The organism is Marinobacter alkalisoli, from assembly GCF_045449795.1.
Lineage (GTDB): Bacteria > Pseudomonadota > Gammaproteobacteria > Pseudomonadales > Oleiphilaceae > Marinobacter.
Map to the genome: position 1 here is coordinate 18,534 of NZ_JBJJLB010000021.1, position 21,718 is coordinate 40,251.

21 protein-coding genes are annotated in these 21,718 nt (G+C 57.6%); 3 read left to right on the plus strand and 18 right to left on the minus strand.

Translation table 11 applies throughout. The features are described from left to right. Nucleotides 1-20: 20 nt before the first annotated feature. The 13 genes from ACJO3M_RS09760 to murJ form a co-directional block, all read right to left on the minus strand. Nucleotides 21-476 carry a type IV pilin protein gene (locus ACJO3M_RS09760; protein WP_407001206.1) on the minus strand — a complete coding sequence of 152 codons (456 nt, stop codon included), beginning with the start codon at nt 474-476 and terminating at the stop codon, nt 21-23. Between the two features lie 3 nt (nt 477-479). Then, the gene (locus ACJO3M_RS09765; RefSeq protein WP_407001207.1) at nt 480-3,803 is read right to left on the minus strand and encodes a pilus assembly protein; all 3,324 of its coding nucleotides are present in this window, start codon (nt 3,801-3,803) and stop codon (nt 480-482) included. Further along, nucleotides 3,800-4,174 (minus strand): hypothetical protein, encoded by a 375-nt coding sequence (locus ACJO3M_RS09770; RefSeq protein WP_407001208.1) that lies wholly within the window; start codon nt 4,172-4,174, stop codon nt 3,800-3,802. The genes ACJO3M_RS09765 and ACJO3M_RS09770 overlap by 4 nt, the downstream gene beginning before the upstream one ends. A gap of 31 nt (nt 4,175-4,205) precedes the next feature. Continuing rightward, the gene (locus ACJO3M_RS09775) at nt 4,206-4,673 is read right to left on the minus strand and encodes a PilX N-terminal domain-containing pilus assembly protein (RefSeq protein WP_407001209.1); all 468 of its coding nucleotides are present in this window, start codon (nt 4,671-4,673) and stop codon (nt 4,206-4,208) included. 33 nt (nt 4,674-4,706) lie between these two features. Then, nucleotides 4,707-5,816, minus strand: a complete 1,110-nt coding sequence (locus tag ACJO3M_RS09780) for a PilW family protein (protein ID WP_407001210.1) — start codon at nt 5,814-5,816, stop codon at nt 4,707-4,709. Continuing rightward, nucleotides 5,813-6,334, minus strand: a complete 522-nt coding sequence (gene pilV / locus ACJO3M_RS09785) for a type IV pilus modification protein PilV (RefSeq protein WP_407001211.1) — start codon at nt 6,332-6,334, stop codon at nt 5,813-5,815. Before pilV ends, ACJO3M_RS09780 begins: the two co-directional genes overlap by 4 nt. A 26-nt stretch (nt 6,335-6,360) precedes the next feature. Further along, nucleotides 6,361-6,957: a GspH/FimT family pseudopilin gene (locus ACJO3M_RS09790; RefSeq protein ID WP_407001212.1), complete on the minus strand. Its 597-nt coding sequence runs from the start codon at nt 6,955-6,957 to the stop codon at nt 6,361-6,363. A 138-nt stretch (nt 6,958-7,095) separates the two neighbouring features. Beyond that, the gene (ispH, locus tag ACJO3M_RS09795) at nt 7,096-8,061 is read right to left on the minus strand and encodes a 4-hydroxy-3-methylbut-2-enyl diphosphate reductase (protein ID WP_407001213.1); all 966 of its coding nucleotides are present in this window, start codon (nt 8,059-8,061) and stop codon (nt 7,096-7,098) included. Nucleotides 8,062-8,081: 20 nt separating this feature from the next. Further along, nucleotides 8,082-8,534 carry an FKBP-type peptidyl-prolyl cis-trans isomerase gene (gene fkpB / locus ACJO3M_RS09800; RefSeq protein WP_406988087.1) on the minus strand — a complete coding sequence of 151 codons (453 nt, stop codon included), beginning with the start codon at nt 8,532-8,534 and terminating at the stop codon, nt 8,082-8,084. After that, entirely contained in the window at nt 8,534-9,058 is a 525-nt protein-coding gene (gene lspA / locus ACJO3M_RS09805) for a signal peptidase II (protein ID WP_407001214.1), read from the minus strand. Before lspA ends, fkpB begins: the two co-directional genes overlap by 1 nt. Further along, nucleotides 9,058-11,877, minus strand: coding sequence for an isoleucine--tRNA ligase (gene ileS / locus ACJO3M_RS09810; protein WP_407001215.1), 2,820 nt, complete (start codon nt 11,875-11,877; stop codon nt 9,058-9,060). Before ileS ends, lspA begins: the two co-directional genes overlap by 1 nt. A 67-nt stretch (nt 11,878-11,944) precedes the next feature. Next, nucleotides 11,945-12,916: a bifunctional riboflavin kinase/FAD synthetase gene (gene ribF / locus ACJO3M_RS09815; RefSeq protein ID WP_407001216.1), complete on the minus strand. Its 972-nt coding sequence runs from the start codon at nt 12,914-12,916 to the stop codon at nt 11,945-11,947. Between the two features lie 83 nt (nt 12,917-12,999). Further along, on the minus strand, nt 13,000-14,580 hold the full coding sequence (murJ, locus tag ACJO3M_RS09820; protein WP_407001217.1) for a murein biosynthesis integral membrane protein MurJ: 1,581 nt from the start codon (nt 14,578-14,580) through the stop codon (nt 13,000-13,002). Between the two features lie 258 nt (nt 14,581-14,838). On the opposite strand from murJ, the gene rpsT reads away from it, so the two are divergent. Next, the gene (gene rpsT, locus ACJO3M_RS09825) at nt 14,839-15,108 is read left to right on the plus strand and encodes a 30S ribosomal protein S20 (RefSeq protein ID WP_406988094.1); all 270 of its coding nucleotides are present in this window, start codon (nt 14,839-14,841) and stop codon (nt 15,106-15,108) included. 73 nt (nt 15,109-15,181) lie between these two features. On the opposite strand, the gene proB is transcribed toward rpsT, so the two are convergent. From proB to rplU, 4 genes are all read right to left on the minus strand, one after another. Continuing rightward, nucleotides 15,182-16,306, minus strand: a complete 1,125-nt coding sequence (proB, locus tag ACJO3M_RS09830) for a glutamate 5-kinase (protein ID WP_407001218.1) — start codon at nt 16,304-16,306, stop codon at nt 15,182-15,184. A 35-nt stretch (nt 16,307-16,341) separates the two neighbouring features. Then, nucleotides 16,342-17,535: an Obg family GTPase CgtA gene (gene cgtA / locus ACJO3M_RS09835; protein WP_406988096.1), complete on the minus strand. Its 1,194-nt coding sequence runs from the start codon at nt 17,533-17,535 to the stop codon at nt 16,342-16,344. Nucleotides 17,536-17,666: 131 nt separating this feature from the next. Further along, on the minus strand, nt 17,667-17,927 hold the full coding sequence (gene rpmA / locus ACJO3M_RS09840) for a 50S ribosomal protein L27 (RefSeq protein WP_407001219.1): 261 nt from the start codon (nt 17,925-17,927) through the stop codon (nt 17,667-17,669). A gap of 36 nt (nt 17,928-17,963) precedes the next feature. Next, the gene (rplU, locus tag ACJO3M_RS09845) at nt 17,964-18,275 is read right to left on the minus strand and encodes a 50S ribosomal protein L21 (RefSeq protein WP_348296915.1); all 312 of its coding nucleotides are present in this window, start codon (nt 18,273-18,275) and stop codon (nt 17,964-17,966) included. 257 nt (nt 18,276-18,532) lie between these two features. On the opposite strand from rplU, the gene ispB reads away from it, so the two are divergent. After that, entirely contained in the window at nt 18,533-19,501 is a 969-nt protein-coding gene (ispB, locus tag ACJO3M_RS09850; RefSeq protein WP_407001220.1) for an octaprenyl diphosphate synthase, read from the plus strand. A 158-nt stretch (nt 19,502-19,659) separates the two neighbouring features. Here ispB and ACJO3M_RS09855 read toward each other — a convergent pair whose 3' ends face one another. Then, entirely contained in the window at nt 19,660-20,646 is a 987-nt protein-coding gene (locus tag ACJO3M_RS09855) for a glutathione S-transferase family protein (RefSeq protein ID WP_407001221.1), read from the minus strand. A 105-nt stretch (nt 20,647-20,751) separates the two neighbouring features. Between ACJO3M_RS09855 and ACJO3M_RS09860 the strand changes: the two genes are divergently transcribed. Further along, a complete protein-coding gene (locus ACJO3M_RS09860; protein WP_407001222.1) occupies nt 20,752-21,663 on the plus strand; it encodes a LysR substrate-binding domain-containing protein in 912 nt (303 codons plus the stop codon). The last annotated feature ends 55 nt before the right edge of the window (nt 21,664-21,718 follow it).

Here is a 21,718-nt window from a genome sequence, read left to right on the forward strand (position 1 = left end):
TAGCTGGCGGCCCCGTTAGCTTATTTGTCCCAGGTATTTTCACCGGCCTCAAATCCACTGACATTGTTTCTGTCCCAGCGGCGCGCGCCGGTTGAATCCAGCTCCAGCATTCCGTCTCCGGCCTGGCCTCCCTTGGGAGTAGCTCTGACCGTGAACGAGTTAGCATCTGCACTCTGTATCGTCAGATCATAGAACTTGGTACTACCATCCAGCGGTGCTTCGGTGGCATAGATCGCGGGAGAGCCGGTGTCGCTACCGCCGGCTGCAGCCCCCTCATATGAGTTGTTCACTGAATAATGCCGCTCCATAGCGCTCGCCAACCCCATTAGCGCACCCTGAGCATCGACACGGCGGGTTCGCTCCGTGTATTCCTGGTAGCTGGGGTAGGCGATCGCCGCGATGATTCCGATGATCGCCACCACGATCATCAACTCAATCAGGGTAACCCCTCTGGATGTCGATATAATCGGTTTCAACAGTTAGTCCTCGTACCAATAGGTTTCTACAACACCGGTCAGACTATCTACCGGGAAGCACTCCGCACCGACACAAACTACATCCTTGCCATCGACCCGCATCCTCTGGGGATCTGGCGGGAGCCCAAGCGTATTGAGAGTCACTTCACGGTCCGGCACGGTCAGTTCCGTATCGGAGCCCAGGCCATCGTAATTCACCACTGGCTGGCCGTCCGCGACGTATATGTGATACAGGCGTGACGTACCCGATGACGGAACACACGGATTGGCGTTGGGCTTTGGTTCGAACGTTGTAAAGAACAGCTCTCCATTGACCGTCTGGCTGGTTGAGAGAACTTTCTCACCTGCCCTGACCATCCGGATATACCAGCCATCAGCGGCAGCCAGCTCGGTTTGCGCCTGCGCCTGCTCTGTTTCATCCCCCTGACCGATCAGGTTGTCGGTGGTGTCAAACAGGTCCGCTTCGGTTACTTTGGCAAGCGAATAGTCTATTTCGCCCACTGTCTCGGGCGGCTCAGGAGGATGGGCGGGGGGATCCACAACATCAACGATTTGCAGCTTGTAGATTCTGTCCTCGACAACATTATCCAGCGGGTGTGCCTGCCACCCCGAACCGATCACAAGCCCCAGGTGACGGACACCGCCGATTTTCTCACCAAACAGGTCCGGAGCGTGGTAGAACCGACGATTGCTCGCGGAATCAGCGCCTGCCAGATCGGCGATCACACCGCCGGTCGCAATGTCGCTGGCTTTCTCGCCATCCATGATATCGAAGCGCCATACCTGCCCGCCCATATCACCGACATAAATCTGGTCAGTACCACCATCACCGGTGACATCAATGGCCTTCACGGCGGATGGGATCGAGTATTTCAGTTCTGCCAACTCCAGATTGGCACCGCTATCCGTGGGGCCGGCCCACCACAGCCGCGCCCCGGTCTCCGCATCCACGATATAGAGCGCCCGACCAACCGAATCCTCGGTTCGCTCGGTGACCGTATCCTGCTGGGTGTCATAGCCACCCGCGAAGATCAACACATCCTCCAGAGTTTTGCCAATCCGAATCTTGGTTTTTACCGGCACTGACCACGATTGCCCGAGTTCCGCGAAGTCTCCGGTGCCGCCTTCGATGGTCCAGAGCATTTTCGGGACATCCCTGTTAGTCACATCCAGGGCATAGTAATTCCGCCCTCCACGGCGCATTCCCGCGTAGATATAAACGTGGTCTCCATCTGTACCATCAATCTGACCATCACGGTTATCATCGTGCTGCCAACTGATAACAGAGCTGTCCATACCATAGATCTTGCCAGATTCAATCGTGTTGTCATCCATCAGGTCACGTTGATTATCCAGAAGCTCTTCTGGAATGAAGGAGAAATAGGTATCTCCGGAATCCCCATTAATTGCATGGATATAACCCTGGTTGTCCCCGAAGAAGATCGTAGTATCCGGCGATTCAGAGGAGCCGCCGTAGATGACCAGGTGAGGCACTGAATGCAGCGGGTCCGCAATGTACTCTCGACTGTCTGCCGTCTGCCCATCCCGATCCTCATCGAACACATCAGCGCCTCGCGCCCAGTTAATAATCTGGTCGCGAACGTCATCGGACATACTCTCGTCCCCCAACAAAGCCTTGGTGAGGTTCGTATTCGATGCTTCGACACTGTTGGCTGATACTGTCAGATCTGTGTTGCCTGTCGCAGACAGATAGGTGTACACGTCACGCAAGCTGTTGGTTGCGGGGTGAACAGACGCCGCCCCCCCTTTGGAGACATCCGGACCATCGTCCTCACCACTCCACCAGCTACGGGAACCGTTCCGGAAGAAGCCTGTATCCGGGTCTGTCGCGGGATCACCGTTGACATCATAAATGACACCGTCACTGCCAAGACGATAGCGCTTCAGGTTACCATCCCAGCTCTGGGAGAGCTCCGGCTGGAATACAGAGAAATACAGGGAATCAAGGTGATTCAGACGGTTAAAGGTATTTACCGCGACGCCCGGCGCCACATAAGTTGTGCTGACCGCCAGCACTGAACTCACCACATCGGTAAAGGCTGTTTCCAGGGATTCGGCGTCATTGACCAGGAAAAAATCTCCACCGCCTTTACGGGCCGCATCATCCAAAAGATCCAGGTCCAGATCGAATCCGACCGTGTAGGTCGATACGTTGACATCCATATCATCGCCGGAGGTGATGTCGCTGTTGTTCATATAGTCCGCGACTTCATCCATGCAGTTTCCTGAGCAATTCCCAACACGGGACTCCATGGCGGCTCGACTTTCCATCTCCTGCTCATGGTAACCGTCGTTGGTCGGGTCCCCGTCGTAGGTCGGCTCGCCATCGGTCAGGAATATTACGTTATTGGACTGGCACTCATACTCCACGGGGCTAATGTATTTTCCGTCGGAGACGGTGCCGGCAACAGGGTTGTCATCCAGGTACGGCTCCTCGCCTGCGAAGTAGCGCATCGAGCCAAACAAAGTCTCGGACAAAGGCGTGTTGGTGTCGTAGCCAAGACCATCCACGGCTGCCTTGAAATCGTCACGGACGTCTTCCACCTTGCCCACCGGTACATAGACGCGGCCACCCTGAGTCGGGTAATTGTCGTCCGGATTAAAGGCCATCAGTCCGACATTCACCCCGGTAAGGCTGTCAATCAGATTCTTGGCAACGCTCTTTACGATTTCCAGGCGAGTCTGCTCGGTCTCCTCCCGATGGTTGTAATACCAGTTCAGATAGTTGGCGGAATACAGGTGCTGTCGGTTAATATCCGACCAGTCAATCTCATGTCTCTCGTTGTTAGTCCACTGGTTCTTATCGTTGGCGTAGGTCTGACCACTGCCCTCCGTAGCGCCATGGGTGCCGCGATCGGAATAGCACTCCAGAACATTATCCGATTGCCGCAGTCTCCAATCAGTCGACAGGTTCCGCCACCGTTCGGAAGTGCTGCCAGCATATCGACCACGCCATGTCGCTATGCGGTAATCCAGCACGCGGCCAGAAGACGCCAGCCGGCTCTCCAGATCAGCACAGCGGTTGGCCTCCCAGAGCAAGGGAACAAAACCTGCCCGATAATCATAGTAGTAGAAATAGTCATCCGAAGCCTCGCCGCTGTAATCAACATCCGGATCGTAGGTGGACACTGTTCGCACAGTGGCATCCATGCTGCCCGAATTATCCAGGACAAACATCAGGTTGGGCCGGATGGAAGTCTCGGACCGATTGAAAAAGATCTCCGTGTCATCGGCGAAGGTCACCCCGGAATGCAACGCCATGGAGAAGAATGCAGCGAAGACTGGAACGCCAAATTTCAGTTTCATTGGTCTTCCCCTCTTTTTATGTTGCTGAGTCTGACCTTGGTCACCATATTGGAATCGGAGTTTACAAAGACGGTGCCCGGGCCATCCGGAAGGGTGCCTGCCATGTCAGCCGTAATAACCTGCCTGCCGACATAGAGCTCGATGTCCCTTGACGGCAGGTGGCGAACCATCTCGCAGCTGTGACAGGGGCGAAAATCAACCGCCAGCACATCTGAGCCGGAGACCGTCAACTCCACCCAGCCTGATTCAATAGCCCGCTCGACCAACTCTATTGGAGCGGGCTCCCTCGGTTCGTTCAGAATATCCTGTGCGAGTGCCGCATGGGCGTACAGCGCCATCAGGGTTCCGCACAACATGATTACAGGTTTCATTTACTTCCTCCCACAGCAGTGACACTGCCGCTCAGTAGTATTCAATGCCTTTATAAACAGTGCTGGCGGCGCCGGTATTATCCATTTCCGCACTTCCCCGCAACTCATAGCGATACCCCTTGAGCAGCGTTGTACTCTCATCTGCGTCCATGGAGCTGCCGCTGCTGATAATGACCTCACCGAGATAACGCGCCTGGTATTCAGTCTGAACGCCGTTGGCCGCGTCCAGCGTAACGCTGCCGGTGCTGCTCAGATCATCGGCCGCCTCCATCGCTTCTTGAAGCAGATTAAGGTTGCCTGTCATCAATATCTCGGTCAGTGCTGTTGCACTGCTTTCCGCCCCCTGGAACGCGCGATTGCTATTCTGGGCGTTTGACGCCATGCGCTCCTGCATGACCGAGGAGTTCATACCCGCCACACCAATCAGCGTCAGCACCAGCAGAATCACCAGGCTGACAATCAGCACCGCTCCCCGCTGGCTATCAATCGAATGTGTCATATCAATTCAATCCCTTATCCAAAACGTCTCGGGTCAGTCGCGGTTACGAAGCGCCACGGTATTGGAGAAGACCCGCCTTAAACGCTGATCTTCCGGATGAGTGACGGTCCCACCGCCGCTGGTAGAGGTGATGGTCTCGGAGGGCAAGGCGTAGGTCCCGGTGTCCACGGTATCCCGAACCGGCTCCGCGTCACTGATCAACAGGCCCATGCGGAGGGCGACGACTCTGGTCATTTGACCAACGTCATCCGCTGGGCGATAACGGAAACTGTTGGTTCCGATCTGCTCCCCGTATTCGATCTGAAGGCTTTCCACGCCTTCCACCAACTCCTCCACCTGGAAATCCGGTGAAGAGTCGTTTATCAGATTGTTAGTGCCCCGATAGAGCGCCCGAATCGGGTTACCCCGGGAATCGGTCCGGCCCGTGTCCGCTACGTAGTAGACTGTCGAGGAGAACCGCATAACGCTGGCGGAATCGCTATAGGCCTGCCCCAGCCGATTGTCGGTGTTCACACCCTTAGCGTGAGCCCAAGTCTCGCTGTCGGGGTTACTGGAGATACGGAAAAGATCGGCGTTTTCACAGTCCGACAGGAGCACAATATCGTTCTGGTCAAACGTACTGACTTCCGGCCCGCCTACCTGGATATTTGCGTTGGTATTATCCATGTTGCCGGTCAGTTGAACATTAACGGTCTCGCCACGCTGGATAGCAATGACATCACTGCCTACGATTGCGTCAGCCTCAATCGTGGTGTCATCAAATTCTGTGCCGCTCGCCCAGTTACTGTTTTCCACCTCCCAACCACGCAGTGTGGTGGAGAAGAAGTCACCGGTGGGCGGATTTTCCGCAATGATGTTCATGGTGATATTGTTCGGATCGGCACAGCCCTGGTAACCCACCATGCGCATGTCCCGCGCCATGATATCAATCGCAATCCGGCCGGATTCCTGGATTCGGGCCAACGCGCTACTCACCCGTGAGGTTTGGCTGGAATCAAAATACACCGTGAAGATCCCGAGGATCAGCGTTGTACTCAGCGCCAGCGCAACCATCAGTTCGACAAGTGAGAGCCCCGCCTGGCTCCGGCCCACCGGATACTGATTATTTATCATCTTCACCCGTGGCAACTGACCTCTGTTCATAGTGCGAACCTCACTGCAAACGAATCCTCGCGCACATCACCCTCGGACTCGCCATCCTTCGCGACTTCTTCCCACTGTACGGTAACCGTAAATATCCCGTTGGCGTCGTCATAAGCAATCGTGCCCTCGCCGGCCGGCAACAGGGTAACGCCGCTGCCGACCCCCTGAATCAGGCGCGTCCATTGAACAAGATCCAGCGTTGCCTGCTGGGTCGGCGAACAGCCTGTGTCCTCGGTAGCGCATCCCGGGAGGTTGGTGGAAGCATCAACCGTTGAAAAATCCTTGTAGGAACCGCCATCCTCTGCGTGCTGGCGGTTAGCCCGTATCCTGTCCGCCATGTCATAGGCCAGAATACTCGCCTGGGTTCGCAGATACGCGCCCTGGTTATTTCTCATACCATCGACCGTCAACCCTGCCAGCCCCAGCAACCCGATCGCCAGAATGAACATGGTCACCAGAATCTCAATCAGGGTGAAGCCGGATTGCCGTTTCACCGGATGCTCAACATTTTTCGACATCACCGTTCTGCCTGCTCTGCTATTTATCAGGGACATGTCACACCATTACCGTCGTGACCCTCGACAATTCCATCATTATCGTTGTCTCTGGCTATCCTGACCTGCCCCGCTACGCCCACTACGACTGCCCTGGCTTCAGACGCACCACGGGAGTCACAAACAGTCAGGGTGCCGGCCGGAGAGGCCCCGAGACTTTCAGGCAACGGGAAACCGTTCGGGGAAAACTGGATAAACGATCCATCACTGCTGCTTAGTCCTGAAACCCGCAGACTGTTTCCACCGCCCAGGGCACTCGCCACCCGATGCAACTCATCGGTACCGGAATCCACAACCCGGTCTGCATCAATATCACTGAATACGATCCATCCCTGCTCCCATGTATTAGCACCGCTGCATGATGCGCCATCCGCAGAGCTGCACACGGTGACAACACCATCCTGCATTTTGGAGGCTTCGCTGCGGGCGAACGCTACCAAGCCGGACACTTCATTGGTCTGGGAGACCAGTTGGTTATTCAGAATCATTTGACGGAAGGATGGCACAGCAAAACTCGCCACGATTCCGAGGATAATTATCGTGACGAGCAATTCCAGAAGTGTGAAACCGTGAGCTTTGTCTGTCATGGATATACTGCATCCCTTGGGCAACCACATACCCAGAGATTAATAACATGACATCTTTGATGCCAGAGCTGACACGACTAGCGGTGCTCTTTTGGCGATAAAAGGTCAGCAACAACCCTATTTTGAGAAGTGCTTCACTTACCCGGAAATAGAGGTTACGTCCACAGCATCAATCCGCAACTCTTTCGGCATGGAAAACACAATGTTCTCCTCCCTGCCTGCAATCTCCTCAGGCAGGTCGCCGCCAAGTTCGCGGAGTCGGGATATCACATCGTTCACCAGCACTTCCGGGGCGGAGGCACCAGCGGTGACGCCGACAGATTGCTTGCCATCGAGCCATTGCGGGTCAATCTGGTTGGCTTCGTCGATCAGATAGGCGGGGGTACCCATGCGCTCGGCGAGTTCCCGCAGCCGGTTGGAGTTGGAGCTGTTGGGGGAGCCGACCACCAGCATCAGGTCGCAGTCGCCCGCGAGCTGCTTGACGGCGTCCTGGCGGTTCTGGGTGGCGTAGCAAATGTCGTCTTTGCGCGGCCCCTGGATCTCCGGGAATCTGGCCCGCAGGGCATCGATGACACGGGCGGTGTCATCCATCGACAGCGTGGTCTGGGTGACGTAGGACAGCCTGGAGGCGTCCTTCACTTCCAGCTTTGCAACATCCTCCTCGTCTTCAACCAGGTAGATGTCGCCGCCGTTGCCGTGATCATACTGCCCCATGGTGCCTTCCACTTCCGGATGGCCATGGTGACCGATCAGGATGCACTCACGGCCTTCGCGGCTGTAGCGCATGACTTCCATGTGCACCTTGGTGACCAGCGGGCAGGTGGCATCAAACACTTTCAGGCCACGACTGGCGGCTTCATTCTGCACCGCCTGAGAGACGCCATGGGCGCTGAAGATGACCAGGGTATCGTCCGGCACTTCATGCAGTTCGTCCACGAAGATCGCGCCTCGATCCCGCAGGTTGTCGACTACGAACTTGTTGTGAACGACCTCATGACGCACGTATATGGGCGCCCCGAACACATCCAGGGCCCGATTAACGATTTCGATGGCACGGTCAACACCGGCACAAAAGCCACGGGGGTTCGCGAGTCGGATCTGCATATCTGCGCCTGCTGCTCTGGTTAGTGGGCCGGTCCGACCGGCTCCACATCAATGATTTCCACTTCGAAGGTCAGTGTACGCCCTGCCAGGGGATGGTTGAAGTCCACCTCCACCTCATCACCCTCCACTCGGCTGACCACGCCCGGCAGCTCCTGCTGGCGCGCATCGGCGAAGGAGATCATCACGCCCGGCTCGAGCACCATGTCAGCGCTGAACTCGTGGCGTTTGAACGTCTGCACGTTACTTGGGTTATGCTGCCCGAAGGCTTTTTCCGGCGGTACCTGCACGGTTTTGCTTTCACCGGCGGTCATGCCCAGCAAATAGGCTTCAAAATTCTCGGGCAGGTTCTCGTCACCAATCTCCAGGGTGGCGGGCTCTTTCTCGAAGGTGGAGTCCACCACTTCACCGTCCTGAAATTTCAGGGCGAAATGCAGCTTAACGCGGGTTCCCTTGTCTACAGGCAGTTCTTTCATCAGTGTTTGTCACTCCCGTCCGCGGCCTCTTCGGAGGGCTTGCGGAACATATCGATAATCATCATACCGGCACCAATGGTGATCGCGGTATCAGCCAGGTTGAAAGCGGGGAAATGCCAGTTCTGCCAGTAGAAATGCAGGAAGTCCACCACATAACCGTGCACCACGCGGTCATAGACGTTGCCCAGCGCACCACCGAGGATCAGCGCGATCGCAATAGCAGTCCAGGTCTCATGCCGCTTGAGCGACTTGAGCCAGACCACCAGCGCCACGCTGACACCGATGGCCAGCACCACAAAGAACCAGCGCTGCCAGCCATCGGCCCCCGCCAGAAAGCTGAAGGCGGCGCCGGTATTGTGCAACAACGTCAGGTTGAAGCTCGGGATTACGGGCACCGGGTTGCCGTAGGTCAGCATGGCTGTCGCCATGGCCTTGGTCCCCAGGTCCAGCGCAATCACCAGAACGGCCAACCACAGCCACTTCAGTTTGGCGCCGGGGCGTTCATCGCTCATAACCGCATCCATCAGGCAAACGAACGGGCTTCACCCGCCCCTTCCACGTTGGTGACGCAACGGCCGCAGAGGTCCGTGTAGGTCGCGTGCTGGCCAACATCTTCCCGGTGATGCCAGCAGCGTTCACACTTGGCATGGGAAGCAGGCAACACCTTCACCAGCAGTCCTTCATGAGTGGTGGGCTCGGCATCCTCCGCTTCGGACACTGGCTTAACGGTGGCTTCCGAGGTAATCAGCACAAAGCGCAGCTCTTCACCCAGATGCTTGAGATCCGCCGCCAGGTCGCCTTCGCAGTACAGGGTGACTTCCGCACTCAGGGAGCCTTTGATTTCACCTCGACCGCGCGCTTCTTCCAGGCACTTGTTCACCGCTTCCTTGACGCTGTAGATTTCACGCCAGTAGTCACGCCCCAACTCGGCACTCTCCGGCAGTGCCGTCAGGCCCTCGTACCAGGTCTCGTAGAACACGGTGTCGCCACGCTTGCCCGGCAGGGTCTGCCAGATCTCGTCAGCGGTGAAGCTCAGGATGGGCGCAATCCAGCGCACCAGGGCTTCGGCCACGTGATACAGAGCGGTCTGACAGGAACGACGCTCCCGGCTATCAGCCTGGGTGGTGTACTGGCGGTCCTTGATGATATCCAGGTAAAACCCACCCAGCGTCGCCTCGCAGAAGTTGTACACCTTCTGGTAAATGCGCAGGAAGGCGTAGTTCTGGTAATCCTCGTCGAGCTCTTTCTGCAACTGCAGGGCACGATCTACCATCCAGCGATCCAGGGCGAGCATGTCCTCAGGCGCTACCGTATGCTGGTCCGGCTCAAACCCGGTGAGGTTGCTGAGCAGGAAGCGCGCGGTGTTACGGATGCGGCGGTAACCGTCCGCCGTCTGGCGCAGGATGTCCTTGGACACCGTCATCTCGCCACTGTAATCCGTGGCCGCCACCCACAGGCGCAGAATGTCCGCACCCAACTCATTCATCACTTCCTGGGGCGCGATCACGTTGCCCATGGACTTGGACATTTTGTGGCCCTTGCCATCCACCGTGAAACCGTGGGTCAGCACCTGCTTGTAGGGCGCAACACCATTCATCGCAATGGAGGTTTTCAGGGACGACTGGAACCAGCCACGGTGCTGATCGGAGCCTTCCAGGTACATGTCGGCCGGGAACTGGCCCAGCTCGGTGCGCGGGCGCAGCACCGAATCGTGGGTCACACCGGAGTCGAACCAGACATCCAGGGTGTCCGTGACCTTCTCGTACTGGTCGGCGTCATCGCCCAGCAGGGCGCTGGTGTCGATCTCGTACCAGGCATCGATACCACCGGTTTCGATCTCTTTCGCTACGGCTTCAATCAGGTTCTGGGTATCCGGATGCAGCTCCTGGGTTTCCTTGTGGATAAACAGGGTGATCGGCACCCCCCAGGTACGCTGACGGGAGATACACCAGTCCGGGGACTGCTGGAACATGGCCTCGATACGATTCCGGCCCCAGGCCGGAACCCAGCGGATACCCTTGATGGCTTCCAGGGCATCGGCACGCAGATTCTCTTTCTCCATGCTGATGAACCACTGCGGTGTGGCGCGGTAGATCAGCGGCGTCTTGGTGCGCCAGCAATGGGGATAGCTGTGGCGGAATTTTTCAGAGAACACCAGTTTGCCTTCCCGCTCCAGCGCGGCACACACCGGCTGATCCGCCTTGTAGACGTGCACACCGGCGAACTCGCCTGCGGCGCCGGTGTAGGTACCGTCCGCCTGCACCAGATTGATGGTATCGATGCCGTAGGCCTTACCCACTTCAAAGTCTTCCATACCGTGATCGGGGGCGGTATGGACCGCACCGGTACCTGCGTCAGTGGACACATGGTCGCCAAGAACCACCGGAACCTGCTTGTCGTAAACCGGGTGATGAAGCGCGAGGTGTTCAAGGGCTGAGCCTGAACAGGTCGCCAGTACTTCAAAGGACTCCACAGACCAGCGCGCCATGATGCCTTCCACCATGTCAGCAGCGACAATGATTCGCTCAGGGCCCTGCCCGGTATCAACCTGAACCAGGGCGTAGTCCAGGTCGGCACTTAGTGACACCGCCTGGTTGGCGGGGATGGTCCAGGGGGTGGTGGTCCAGATCACCACGGACACGTCCCCTTCGCCCTGATCAGTGCCAAACAGCGACAGCGCTTTGGCCTGATCCACCGCCGTGAAACGCACATCGATCTGAGTGGAGGTCTTGTCCTGGTATTCCACTTCGGCTTCCGCCAGAGCGGACTGCCCCACCACACTCCAGTAAACCGGCTTGTAACCGCGAACCAGATGGCCTTTGGCAACGATCTTACCCAGGGCGCGAACAATACCGGCCTCAACCTTCGGGTCCATGGTCAGGTAGGGTTTGTCCCACTCTCCCATCACACCCAGGCGAATAAAGTCGGCCTTCTGTCCGGCAATCTGCTTGGTGGCGTAGTCACGACAGGCCTGGCGGAACGTTTTGTAGTCCACCTTGACACCGGCCTTGCCAATCTCCTGCTCCACCTTGTGCTCGATAGGCAGACCGTGACAGTCCCAGCCCGGCACATAGGGCGCATCATAGCCCATGAAGCTGCGGGACTTGACGATCATGTCCTTGAGAATCTTGTTCACCGCATGACCAATGTGAATACTGCCGTTGGCGTAGGGAGGGCCATCGTGAAGAATGAATTTGTCCCGACCTTCACGCTGCTTGCGCAGGTTGCCGTAAACATCAAGATCCTGCCAACGCTTGAGCATATCCGGCTCGCGCTTGGCCAGGTTACCGCGCATGGGAAAGGCGGTTTCAGGCAGATTCAGAGTGTGCTTGTAGTCGCTCATGGTCTGTGTGCGTACTCTTTCGGTCAGTTGTCATCAATAAACAGGGGGCAGATCACACCGATCGACCTTAGCGGTCATCAGCGGCAGAGCCATTGTCGGTAATCCACGCCCGGGCGTCGGCAAAGTCACGGGCGATTTGCGCTTTCAGCTCATCCACGGAGGAGAATTTGATCTCTTCCCGCAAACCGTGGCGAAACACGACATCAATATGCTGCCCATAAAGTGTGCCAGCAAAGTCAAACAGGTGCACTTCCAGCGAGGGCTGCTTGCCGTCCACGGTCGGCCTGAGCCCGATGTTGGCTACGCCATCGTGGACAGATCCGTCTTCCAGGGTGGCACTGACAACATACACGCCCTGTAGTGCAGGCATTTTTCGCAGCAGGACGTTGGCCGTCGGCGCACCCAGTTCACGGCCCAGTTGACGACCATAAACAACCCGCCCCCGGATCCGGTATGGGTGCCCAAGCAGTTTCTCGGCTTCCTCCAGACCATCCACATTTAACACGTTTCTGACCCGGGTGCTGCTCACTCGCTCACCGCCAACGGTCACCGTTTTGGTATTTTCAACGCTGAAGCCACGCTTCGCCCCAACCTGCTCCAGCAGGGCAAAGTCCCCGGCGCGGTCACAACCGAAACGGAAATCATCGCCAACCACCAGATGTCGTACCGCCAGTCCCTCGATGAGAACGTCCTCGATAAACCCCATGCTGGAGTAACTCCGGAACGTCTCGTCAAAGCGCAGGCACAACACGATATCGATGCGTTCAGCCAACAGGGCTTCGAGTTTCTGGCGAAACGCCATCAGTCGGGGCGGCGCTTCGCTGCCCTGGAAAAATTCACGGGGCTGCGGCTCAAAGATCATTACCACCGATGGCAGCCCGAAGGACCGCGCCTTTTCCTTGACCTGGTCAAGAATGGTCTTGTGGCCCAGGTGAACACCGTCAAAGTTACCAATGGTTGCGACACAACCATCGGCCAGAGGCGATTGCTCCTGCTGAGACAGAATTTTCAGGTTGGTCAGGCCCCGGATCAGACGCATGTAATGCGAACCTTCAATTGCCAGCTGTGCGTTCAGCAGATTACCGGCAGCAATCCGCTGGTGAGAAAACGCGCGATTATAACCTACCTGTGGCGGAAATGTCTTACCCGGACGCCGGTAACCGCCAGCGCGACAAAGTAAACCGCCACTCCGGCAGCCACCAGAACTCCCATATCCGCCGCTCTCTGCAGGCCGCCCGCCGCCAGCCAGTCATCCACCGGCGCCTGCAAATAGAGGATAACCCCCGCCAGCGCGGCATTGGCGAACGCAAGCTGAGCCAGGAATCGAGGCCAACCCGGCTGACTTTTCCAGGCGCCCTCCTTTCGCAACCCTCGCCACAACAGAAAACCATTCAGCCAGGCAGACAACGAGGTGGCCAAAGCCAGACCCGCGTGAGCGAGCGGAAAGACCAACACCAGGTTGAACACCATGTTCGCGACCATGGCAATCACGCCAATCTTGACCGGCGTCTTGGTATCCTGCCGGGCGAAGAAACCGGGGGCCAGCACCTTGATCAGCATAAAGACCAATAACCCGGCGGAATAGGCCCGCAGACTCATCGCTGACATGGTGACATCGCGGTCCGTCACCTCGCCATAATGGAACAGGGTGGCAATCAGAGGCTCCGCGAGCAGGGCCAGAGCCAGCGCGGCTGGCACGCCAATCAGCAGAACCGCGCGCACAGCCCAATCCAGCGTGGCCGCAAACTGGTCTGCCGATGCAGCCGCGTGTTTACGGGACAGGCTGGGCAGAATCACGGTTGCAATGGCGATACCGAATACCCCCAGGGGCAACTCGGATAGTCGGTCGGAATAATACAGCCAGGACACGCTGCCGGTCTGCAGGAACGAGGCCAGCACCGTATCCAGCAGCAGATTGATCTGACTGACCGAAACACCGAACAACGCCGGCGCCATCAGCCTCAGGATCCGGTTTACACCTTCGTGCCGGTAATCCACCCGGGGCCTTGGCAGCAAGCCCAGACGCATCAGGAACGGCAACTGGAAAAACAGTTGCAGCGCCCCGGCAATAAACACCCCCCAGGCCAGGGCCATCACCGGCGTTTGCATCAGCGGCGAGAGGAAAATCGCGGCGCCGATCATCGCCAGGTTCAGCAACACCGGCGTAAAGGCCGGTATCGCAAACCGGTCATAGCTATTGAGAATGCCGCCAGCGAATGCGGTGAGCGAAATCAGCAGCAGATAAGGAAAGGTGATCCGCAGCATGTCACTGGCCAGACCAAACTTGTAGTCGTCATCCAGGAAACCCGGTGCAAACACCGCCGTCAACAAAGGCGCACCCAGCATTGCAACAATAGTCACCCCGAGCAGCACCAGCCCCAGGGAGCCGGCAACCGCATTGACCAGCTGCCGGACCTCGGTAATATCCTGCTTTTCACGGTAGGACGACAGCACCGGCACAAATGCCTGGGCAAACGCACCTTCCGCGAACAGCCGGCGCAGGAAATTGGGGATCTTGAAGGCAACAAAGAAGGCGTCCGCACCCGCCCCGGCACCGAAATAGCGGGCAATAACCATATCCCGCACCAGCCCCAGCACACGGGACAGCATCGTCATCATGCCCACCAATCCCGACGAGCGGAGCAGGCCCGGCGCTTTCGGTGGTTCTTTTTTCTGTGGCGTATCTTCAGCTTGGGATGACATTCGGGCCCTGGTGTCTGGAATGGCTCATGGAACTCGGCAGCGGCCCGGAATCTCGGTAATTACCTGCATACTCGCGAGCGTCGCTGTCTGCTGAGCGGCGAGTTTAGCACAGCCCTTCTGTACCACGGGATGAAATGGGTTTAAGTCTTGACATTTAGAGGTATCAGCGGCATAGTTCCGCGTCATTTATTTCGACGCGCTGGTTTTGGCGCGCCCGCGAATTTTTCGAATCAATTACAGATTTTCAGGAGTTATACGGTGGCAAATTCCCCGCAAGCCAAGAAGCGCGCACGTCAGAACGAGAAGAACCGCAAGCACAACGCCAGCCTGCGTTCCATGGCTCGTACTTACATGAAAAAGGTTCAATCCAAGATTGAAGCCGGCAACTACGAAGAAGCCCAGGCTGCCTTCAAGCAGTTCCAGCCGATCATGGATAGCATGGTTAACAAGGGCGTCATCGCCAAGAACAAGGTTGCTCGTCATAAGAGCCGCCTGAGCGCCAAGATCAAAGCCCTGAAGAGCGCATAAGCGACTTTCCTTCAGAGCTGAAAAAACCGGCTTTCGAGCCGGTTTTTTTGTGCCTGACTGGGAGCCCTCCCCCTCAGACAATCACCATATTATCCCGGTGAATCATTTCTTCGTCCGAGATAAACCCCAGCACTTCTGCAATTCGGTCACTGGAGCGCCCGGCAATGGCCCTGGCCTCATCCGCATCATAATTGACCAATCCGCGAGCTACCTCTTTCCCATGCTGATCCACACAGGACACCATCTCGCCACGGCGAAACTGACCAGAAACGCCCTTGACGCCCACCGGCAGCAAACTACGACCACCTAAGCACAAGACCCTTACCGCACCATCGTCCAGGATGAGCTTGCCCCGGGTCTGTAAATGACTGGCCAGCCACTGCTTGCGCGCGGCAATGCGCCCCTGCTCCGGGAGCAACAAAGTGCCAATCACATCGCCGCCACGCAGACGCGCGATGGCATGCTCGATTCGGCCACCCACGATCACGGTGAACGCACCTGAGCGCGCCGCGAGGCGAGCCGCACGCACCTTGGTCTGCATGCCGCCACGCCCCAGCGCACCAGCACCGCCGCCCGCCATGGCATCCAGCTCATGATCACCCGCCTTCCGCTCGGTGACCAGTTGCGCATCAGCGTGCTTGCGGGGATCCTTGTCAAACAGCCCAAGCTGATCGGTAAGAATGATCAGACCATCCGCCTCAATCAGGTTGGCCACCAGGGCACCAAGGGTATCGTTATCGCCAAAGCGGATCTCATCGGTGACCACGGTGTCGTTCTCATTAACGATCGGCACCACACCAAAATCCAGTAACGCCCGCAGCGTACTGCGCCCGTTCAGGTATCGCTTGCGGTCGGACAGGTCATCGTGAGTCAGCAGAATCTGGGCGGTATGGATGTCGTGGCGTTTGAACTGAGCCTCCCAGGTCTGCACCAACCCCATCTGCCCAACCGCAGCCGCGGCCTGCAACTCATGGAGCTGCTCGGGGCGGGAGGTCCACCCCAGGCGACTCATCCCTTCGGCGACAGAGCCCGAGGAAACAATAACCACCTCAACACCGTCTTCGATCAGCTCGGCAATCTGATCCACCCACAAACCCAGGGCCGAAATATCCAGGCCCTTACCATCATTGGTCAGCAGGGCACTTCCTATTTTCACAACCAGGCGACGAGCCTGGCGTAACTGGGTGCGTTCACTCATGATTCGCCTGGGTGCTCACTGATGCGTCTATCGAATTATTCGGGGGCGTACACCACTTCGACATCGTAATCATCGTCGTCGAAGTCGTCATCATCGTCGTCTTCACGGGCAGCCCGGCGAGCCTGACGCTCCGCCGCAATGCGGGCGCGCGCCTCTTCGTCCATCTGGCGACGGCGCTCTGCCTCGCGCTCAGCAAACTCCGGGTTCTGAGCCTCTTCTTCGGCCTGCTCCTCAATCCAGCGCATCACCGCCTGAGTCAACGGCTTGGTACCCTCTCCACTCAATGCGGAAATACGGAATACAGGCCCTTCCCACTCCAGCTCATCAATAATGGCCTGGCAATGGGCATCCCGATCTTCGTCCGCCACCATGTCGACTTTATTCAGAACCAGCCAGCGCTCCCGGTTAGCCAGGGTCTCGCTGAACTTTTCAAGTTCATGTTCAATGGCGCGCGCTGACTCGGCGGGAGAGGAACCGTCATAGGGAGCCACGTCTACAAGGTGCAACAGCAGACGCGTTCGCACCAGATGCTTCAGGAAACGGATTCCGAGCCCGGCACCTTCAGCGGCACCCTCAATCAGACCGGGAATATCCGCGATCACAAAGCTCTGATGCGCCTGCACGCTGACCACGCCAAGGTTCGGCACCAGCGTGGTAAACGGATAGTCCGCAACCTTGGGCCGTGCAGCCGACACTGAACGGATAAAAGTGGACTTGCCCGCGTTGGGCATACCCAGAAGGCCCACGTCCGCCAGCACCTTGAGCTCCAGGCGCAGGTTGCGCAACTCACCCTCGGAGCCCTTGGTGGTCTGGCGCGGAGCGCGGTTGACCGAGGACTTGAAGCGGGTGTTGCCAAGACCGTGAAAACCGCACTGGGCAACCTTCAGCCGCTGTCCGGCGTGGGTCAGATCTCCGAGCACCTCATGGGTATCCATATCGACAACCGTGGTGCCCACCGGCACTGGCAGAACCAGGTCCTCACCCTTGGTGCCGGTGCAATTCCGGCCGGACCCCGGCTCACCGTTCTGCGCCTTGTGTTTGCGCTGGAAACGGTAATCAATGAGCGTATTGAGCGCGTCATCCGCCTCCAGATACACGGAACCACCATCCCCGCCATCGCCCCCATCGGGACCACCTTTGGGAACGTACTTTTCTCGCCGGAAACTGAGGCAGCCGTGACCGCCTTTGCCGGCTTCTACGATGATGGTGGCTTCGTCTACGAATTTCATGGGTCTACCCTTTGCGCTGTGCGCATAAACTAAAAAGCCCCGCAGCCTCTAGGAAGCTTTGCGGGGCTCCGGATTACCCTGATGATACCACCAGAGCAATCCAAGGTTCGACAGAACCGGATCGCCGCTGCTTACGCAGCCGAAACGATGCTCACGAACTTACGGCTCTGCGGGCCTTTGACTTCGAACTTCACCTGGCCGTCTGCTTTCGCAAACAGGGTGTGGTCCTTGCCAATGCCTACGTTGCTACCAGCGTGGAAACGAGTGCCACGCTGACGAATGATGATGCTGCCTGCAGAAACAGTCTCACCACCGAAACGCTTCACACCAAGTCGTTTCGACTCGGAATCGCGACCGTTACGGGTACTACCTGCTGCCTTTTTATGAGCCATTACAAGCCTCCTTATTTAAGGGGTTACTCGAGGGTCTTAGCCCTGGATACCCGTGATCTTGACTTCAGTGAACCACTGACGGTGGCCCTGACGCTTCATGGAATGCTTACGACGACGGAACTTGATGATCTGGATCTTGTCGTGACGGCCGTGGTTTACCACTTCCGCTGTCACCTTGGCACCATCAACAACCGGCGCGCCAACCTGAACCTTGTCACCATCGGCGATCAGCAGAACGCGGTCAAACTCGACGTTACCGCCGGTTTCCACTTCCAGCTTTTCCAGCTTCAGAGTCTCGCCTTCTTTTACACGGTGCTGCTTACCACCGCTAACAATAACTGCGTACATTAACGTTCTCCGCGATTGACCCATCCCTGCTCTTATCCACCTGGTTCTAAGGGAAGCGCTTCGGCAACCCTATAGCAGGGAGCGCAGGTTGGGATGAGTTGGGCGCGTGATTGTACGAAAACCGCCTCCGTAATACAAGCCAAGTTGACACTGAAAGCCCCAGTACCTAGCATTGCCGCTTCCTGCCCTATTTATTATCAACAAATAGTATCGACAGAAGCATCAACGAAAACACCAGAAAGGGATCCACAAGCCGCATGACAGCCCAGCGCATCTACGACACCGTGGCGGATGATTTCAGCCGCGTGAACGACCTGATCATCAAACGGCTTTCTTCCGACGTCCCGCTGGTGGAGAAAATAGCCCACTATATTATTGAAAGTGGCGGGAAAAGACTGAGACCACTCCTGGTCCTGCTATCCAGCCAGGCCGCGGGTTATGACAAGGACGACCATCTCAAACTGGCCGCCGTCATCGAATTCCTGCACACCGCCACCCTGCTCCATGATGATGTTGTAGACACATCCGACATGCGCCGGGGCCGCAGCACCGCCAACGCCCGGTGGGGAAATGCCCCCAGTGTGCTGGTAGGTGATTTCCTCTATGCCCGCGCATTCGAGATGATGGTGGAACTGCAAAGCCTGCGCATCATGGACGTGCTGTCACACGCCACAGCGGTGATTGCCGAAGGTGAGGTGATGCAATTAATGAACGTAAAGAATCCGGATCTCAGCGAAGCGCAGTATATGGAGGTCATCCACAACAAGACCGCCATGCTGTTTGAGGCTGCTTCCCACACCGGCGCCTTGCTGGCCGGCGCCGATGAACGCCAGGAAAACGCCCTGAAGGACTACGGCAAACACCTGGGACTGGCGTTCCAGCTAGTGGACGACGTGCTGGACTACCGTGGCGATGCCGAAGCCATGGGCAAGAACGTGGGCGACGACCTGGCCGAGGGCAAGACCACCCTGCCCCTGATCCACGCCATGGAAAAAGGGGTGGAGGACGAACGCCAACTGATTCGTCAGGCCATCCGCAAGGGCGGCCTGGATGACCTGCCGGCCATCCTGCAGATCGTCGACAGCTCCGGCGCCCTGGAGTACACCATGGCGAAAGCCAGGGAACAGGCCGCCCTGGCGGCGGGCTGCCTCACTATTCTTCCCGAATCCGACTATAAAGAAGCCCTGGTGCTGCTGACTGAAGTTGCGGTTGCCCGGGTCAGCTAGCCTCCCTTGAACAGAAGATTGTCGGATTACGGCTTCGCCTAATCCGACCTACTGGGGTGTGCTTTTCATCGTAGGTCGGATTAGCGCCGTCTAGCGGCGCGTAATCCGACATCCCACGCCGAATCGAAACCTCTACTTTTGGCACCAACTCTGGCGACTCACTTCAAGAGCTCTCTGCCGTGGGGCGTCTCAAAATCCAGCTGCGGCCCTACAGGGACAATCTGGGTCGGGTTGATGGTACGCTGGCTCACGTAGTAGTGCTGTTTGATCTGACCAATATCGACCGTCTCCGACACCCCCGGCACCTGGTACAGATCCCGGACATACGCGGACAGCGCCGGAAAGTCCCCGATGCGTTGCCGGTTGCACTTGAAGTGGCTGTAGTACACCGCGTCAAACCGGATCAGCGTCGTGAACAAACGCCAGTCCGCTTCGGTCAGTTGCCCACCGACCAGGTAACGCTGTTTTGCCAACCGCGCCTCCAGCCAGTCGAGTGAGTCAAACAGCGCACCATAAGCCTCTTCGTATTTATCCTGAGCGGTGGCAAACCCGGCCTTGTAGACACCATTGTTGACGGTGTCATACACCCGGGCATTCACCTCCTCTATCTCCCCTCGCAGAGGTTCAGGGTAGAAATCCAGCTCCTCACGCACGCCATCAAGACCATCAAACGCGGAATTGAACATCCGGATGATCTCGGCTGATTCGTTGCTGACAATGGTCTGCTTTTCCTTGTCCCACAATGTCGGCACCGTCACCCGCCCGGAATAATCCGGCGCTGCACGGGTGTAAACCTGACGCAGGAATTCGAAATCGTGCAGATGATCCCTGTGCTGCTCATCGCCAGGCCGGAACTCCCACCCATTCTCTACCATGTCCGGATGAACCACCGACACGGAGATATGCTTCTCCAGCCCCTTCAGCTTCCGGAAAATCAAGGTGCGATGCGCCCAGGGGCAGGCCATGGATACGTACAGGTGGTATCGACCCGACTCCGCCCTGAAACCACCCTCACCTTCCGGACCGGGCAATCCATCCGCCGTTACCCAGTTGCGAAACCGGGCGGCCTCCCGCTCAAACTTGCCACCGGTCTTGCCGGTGTCATACCACTGATCGTGCCATTTGCCGTCAACCAAAAGACCCATAATATTTACCTCTCCAGAACCCGATAATATTTGAAGAAGAATAACGGTCAGCCTGCTACCCTCTCAAACAAGCATTTCTGGCCAACTACCTCAGATAATTCGAACATGCATACAGCCATCACCATAGACGCACTCAAAGTCCTCGATGCCATCGACCGCAAAGGCAGTTTCGCCGGCGCTGCCGGGGAACTGTTCCGGGTTCCCTCCGCCATCAGTTACACGGTGCAAAAGCTCGAGGAAGACCTGAACATTGCCATCTACGACCGTAGCGGCCATCGCGCTACCCTGACGCCGGCGGGACGCTACCTGCTGGAAGAAGGTCGAACCCTCCTGGAGGCGGCAGAGAACCTGGCGCACACCACCAAACAGGTGGCCCAGGGCTGGGAGACCCGGCTGCGCATCGGCTTCAACTCCCTGCTCCCGGCGGAATGCCTGTTTCCAGCCATAAAGACATTCAACGACCTCGACATTCCCGTGGAAGTGCAGATCATTGAGGAAGTCTTTGCCGGCTCCTGGGACGCACTGCAAAGCCGCCGCGTCGACCTGATTGTGGGTGCCGACCAGCTCAGCAAACCAGCCGGCACCTTTACTACCAAGGCACTCGGCAGGATGAACTTTGTGTACGCCGTTGCCCCCGACCACCCACTCGCATCCGTACCCCAACCGTTGACCGAAGAGGACATTGCCCACTACCCGGCTGCGGTCGCGGCGGACACCTCCCGCTCGCTGCCACCGGGGCATGCAGGCATCTTCCGGCGACAGCGCACCATCACAGTGGCCAACATTGACCAGAAGATCGCTGTGCAGCAAGCGGGCCTGGGGGTCGGCTGGCTTCCTGAATCGAGGATTCGCTCGCAACTAAGGGAAGGCCAGCTTATTGCACTTGATGTCCACGACGTTCGCCAACCCATCATGCTCCACCTGGCACGACACGCGGAAGATCAGGGCAAGGCCCTGATGTGGTTCTGGGACTACCTGAGCCAGTCAGAGGAGCTGACCTCCTGGCTTGAAACCTAGCCGGGAGTTCAACGTGGCCGCCGAGGCGTGGGCGGAACAGGCAAAACAGCCAACG

Excerpts from the sequence above, each read along its gene's own strand:
- ACJO3M_RS09765 (WP_407001207.1), bottom strand. The coding sequence starts at position 3,803 with ATGAAACTGAAATTTGGCGTTCCAGTCTTCGCTGCATTCTTCTCCATG.
- ACJO3M_RS09770 (WP_407001208.1), bottom strand. The coding sequence starts at position 4,174 with ATGAAACCTGTAATCATGTTGTGCGGAACCCTGATGGCGCTGTACGCC.
- ACJO3M_RS09775 (WP_407001209.1), bottom strand. The coding sequence starts at position 4,673 with ATGACACATTCGATTGATAGCCAGCGGGGAGCGGTGCTGATTGTCAGC.
- ACJO3M_RS09780 (WP_407001210.1), bottom strand. The coding sequence starts at position 5,816 with ATGAACAGAGGTCAGTTGCCACGGGTGAAGATGATAAATAATCAGTAT.
- pilV (WP_407001211.1), bottom strand. The coding sequence starts at position 6,334 with ATGTCGAAAAATGTTGAGCATCCGGTGAAACGGCAATCCGGCTTCACC.
- ACJO3M_RS09790 (WP_407001212.1), bottom strand. The coding sequence starts at position 6,957 with ATGACAGACAAAGCTCACGGTTTCACACTTCTGGAATTGCTCGTCACG.
- ispH (WP_407001213.1), bottom strand. The coding sequence starts at position 8,061 with ATGCAGATCCGACTCGCGAACCCCCGTGGCTTTTGTGCCGGTGTTGAC.
- fkpB (WP_406988087.1), bottom strand. The coding sequence starts at position 8,534 with ATGAAAGAACTGCCTGTAGACAAGGGAACCCGCGTTAAGCTGCATTTC.
- lspA (WP_407001214.1), bottom strand. The coding sequence starts at position 9,058 with ATGGATGCGGTTATGAGCGATGAACGCCCCGGCGCCAAACTGAAGTGG.
- ileS (WP_407001215.1), bottom strand. The coding sequence starts at position 11,877 with ATGAGCGACTACAAGCACACTCTGAATCTGCCTGAAACCGCCTTTCCC.
- ribF (WP_407001216.1), bottom strand. The coding sequence starts at position 12,916 with ATGCGTCTGATCCGGGGCCTGACCAACCTGAAAATTCTGTCTCAGCAG.
- murJ (WP_407001217.1), bottom strand. The coding sequence starts at position 14,580 with ATGTCATCCCAAGCTGAAGATACGCCACAGAAAAAAGAACCACCGAAA.
- proB (WP_407001218.1), bottom strand. The coding sequence starts at position 16,306 with ATGAGTGAACGCACCCAGTTACGCCAGGCTCGTCGCCTGGTTGTGAAA.
- cgtA (WP_406988096.1), bottom strand. The coding sequence starts at position 17,535 with ATGAAATTCGTAGACGAAGCCACCATCATCGTAGAAGCCGGCAAAGGC.
- rpmA (WP_407001219.1), bottom strand. The coding sequence starts at position 17,927 with ATGGCTCATAAAAAGGCAGCAGGTAGTACCCGTAACGGTCGCGATTCC.
- rplU (WP_348296915.1), bottom strand. The coding sequence starts at position 18,275 with ATGTACGCAGTTATTGTTAGCGGTGGTAAGCAGCACCGTGTAAAAGAA.
- ispB (WP_407001220.1), top strand. The coding sequence starts at position 18,533 with ATGACAGCCCAGCGCATCTACGACACCGTGGCGGATGATTTCAGCCGC.
- ACJO3M_RS09855 (WP_407001221.1), bottom strand. The coding sequence starts at position 20,646 with ATGGGTCTTTTGGTTGACGGCAAATGGCACGATCAGTGGTATGACACC.
- ACJO3M_RS09860 (WP_407001222.1), top strand. The coding sequence starts at position 20,752 with ATGCATACAGCCATCACCATAGACGCACTCAAAGTCCTCGATGCCATC.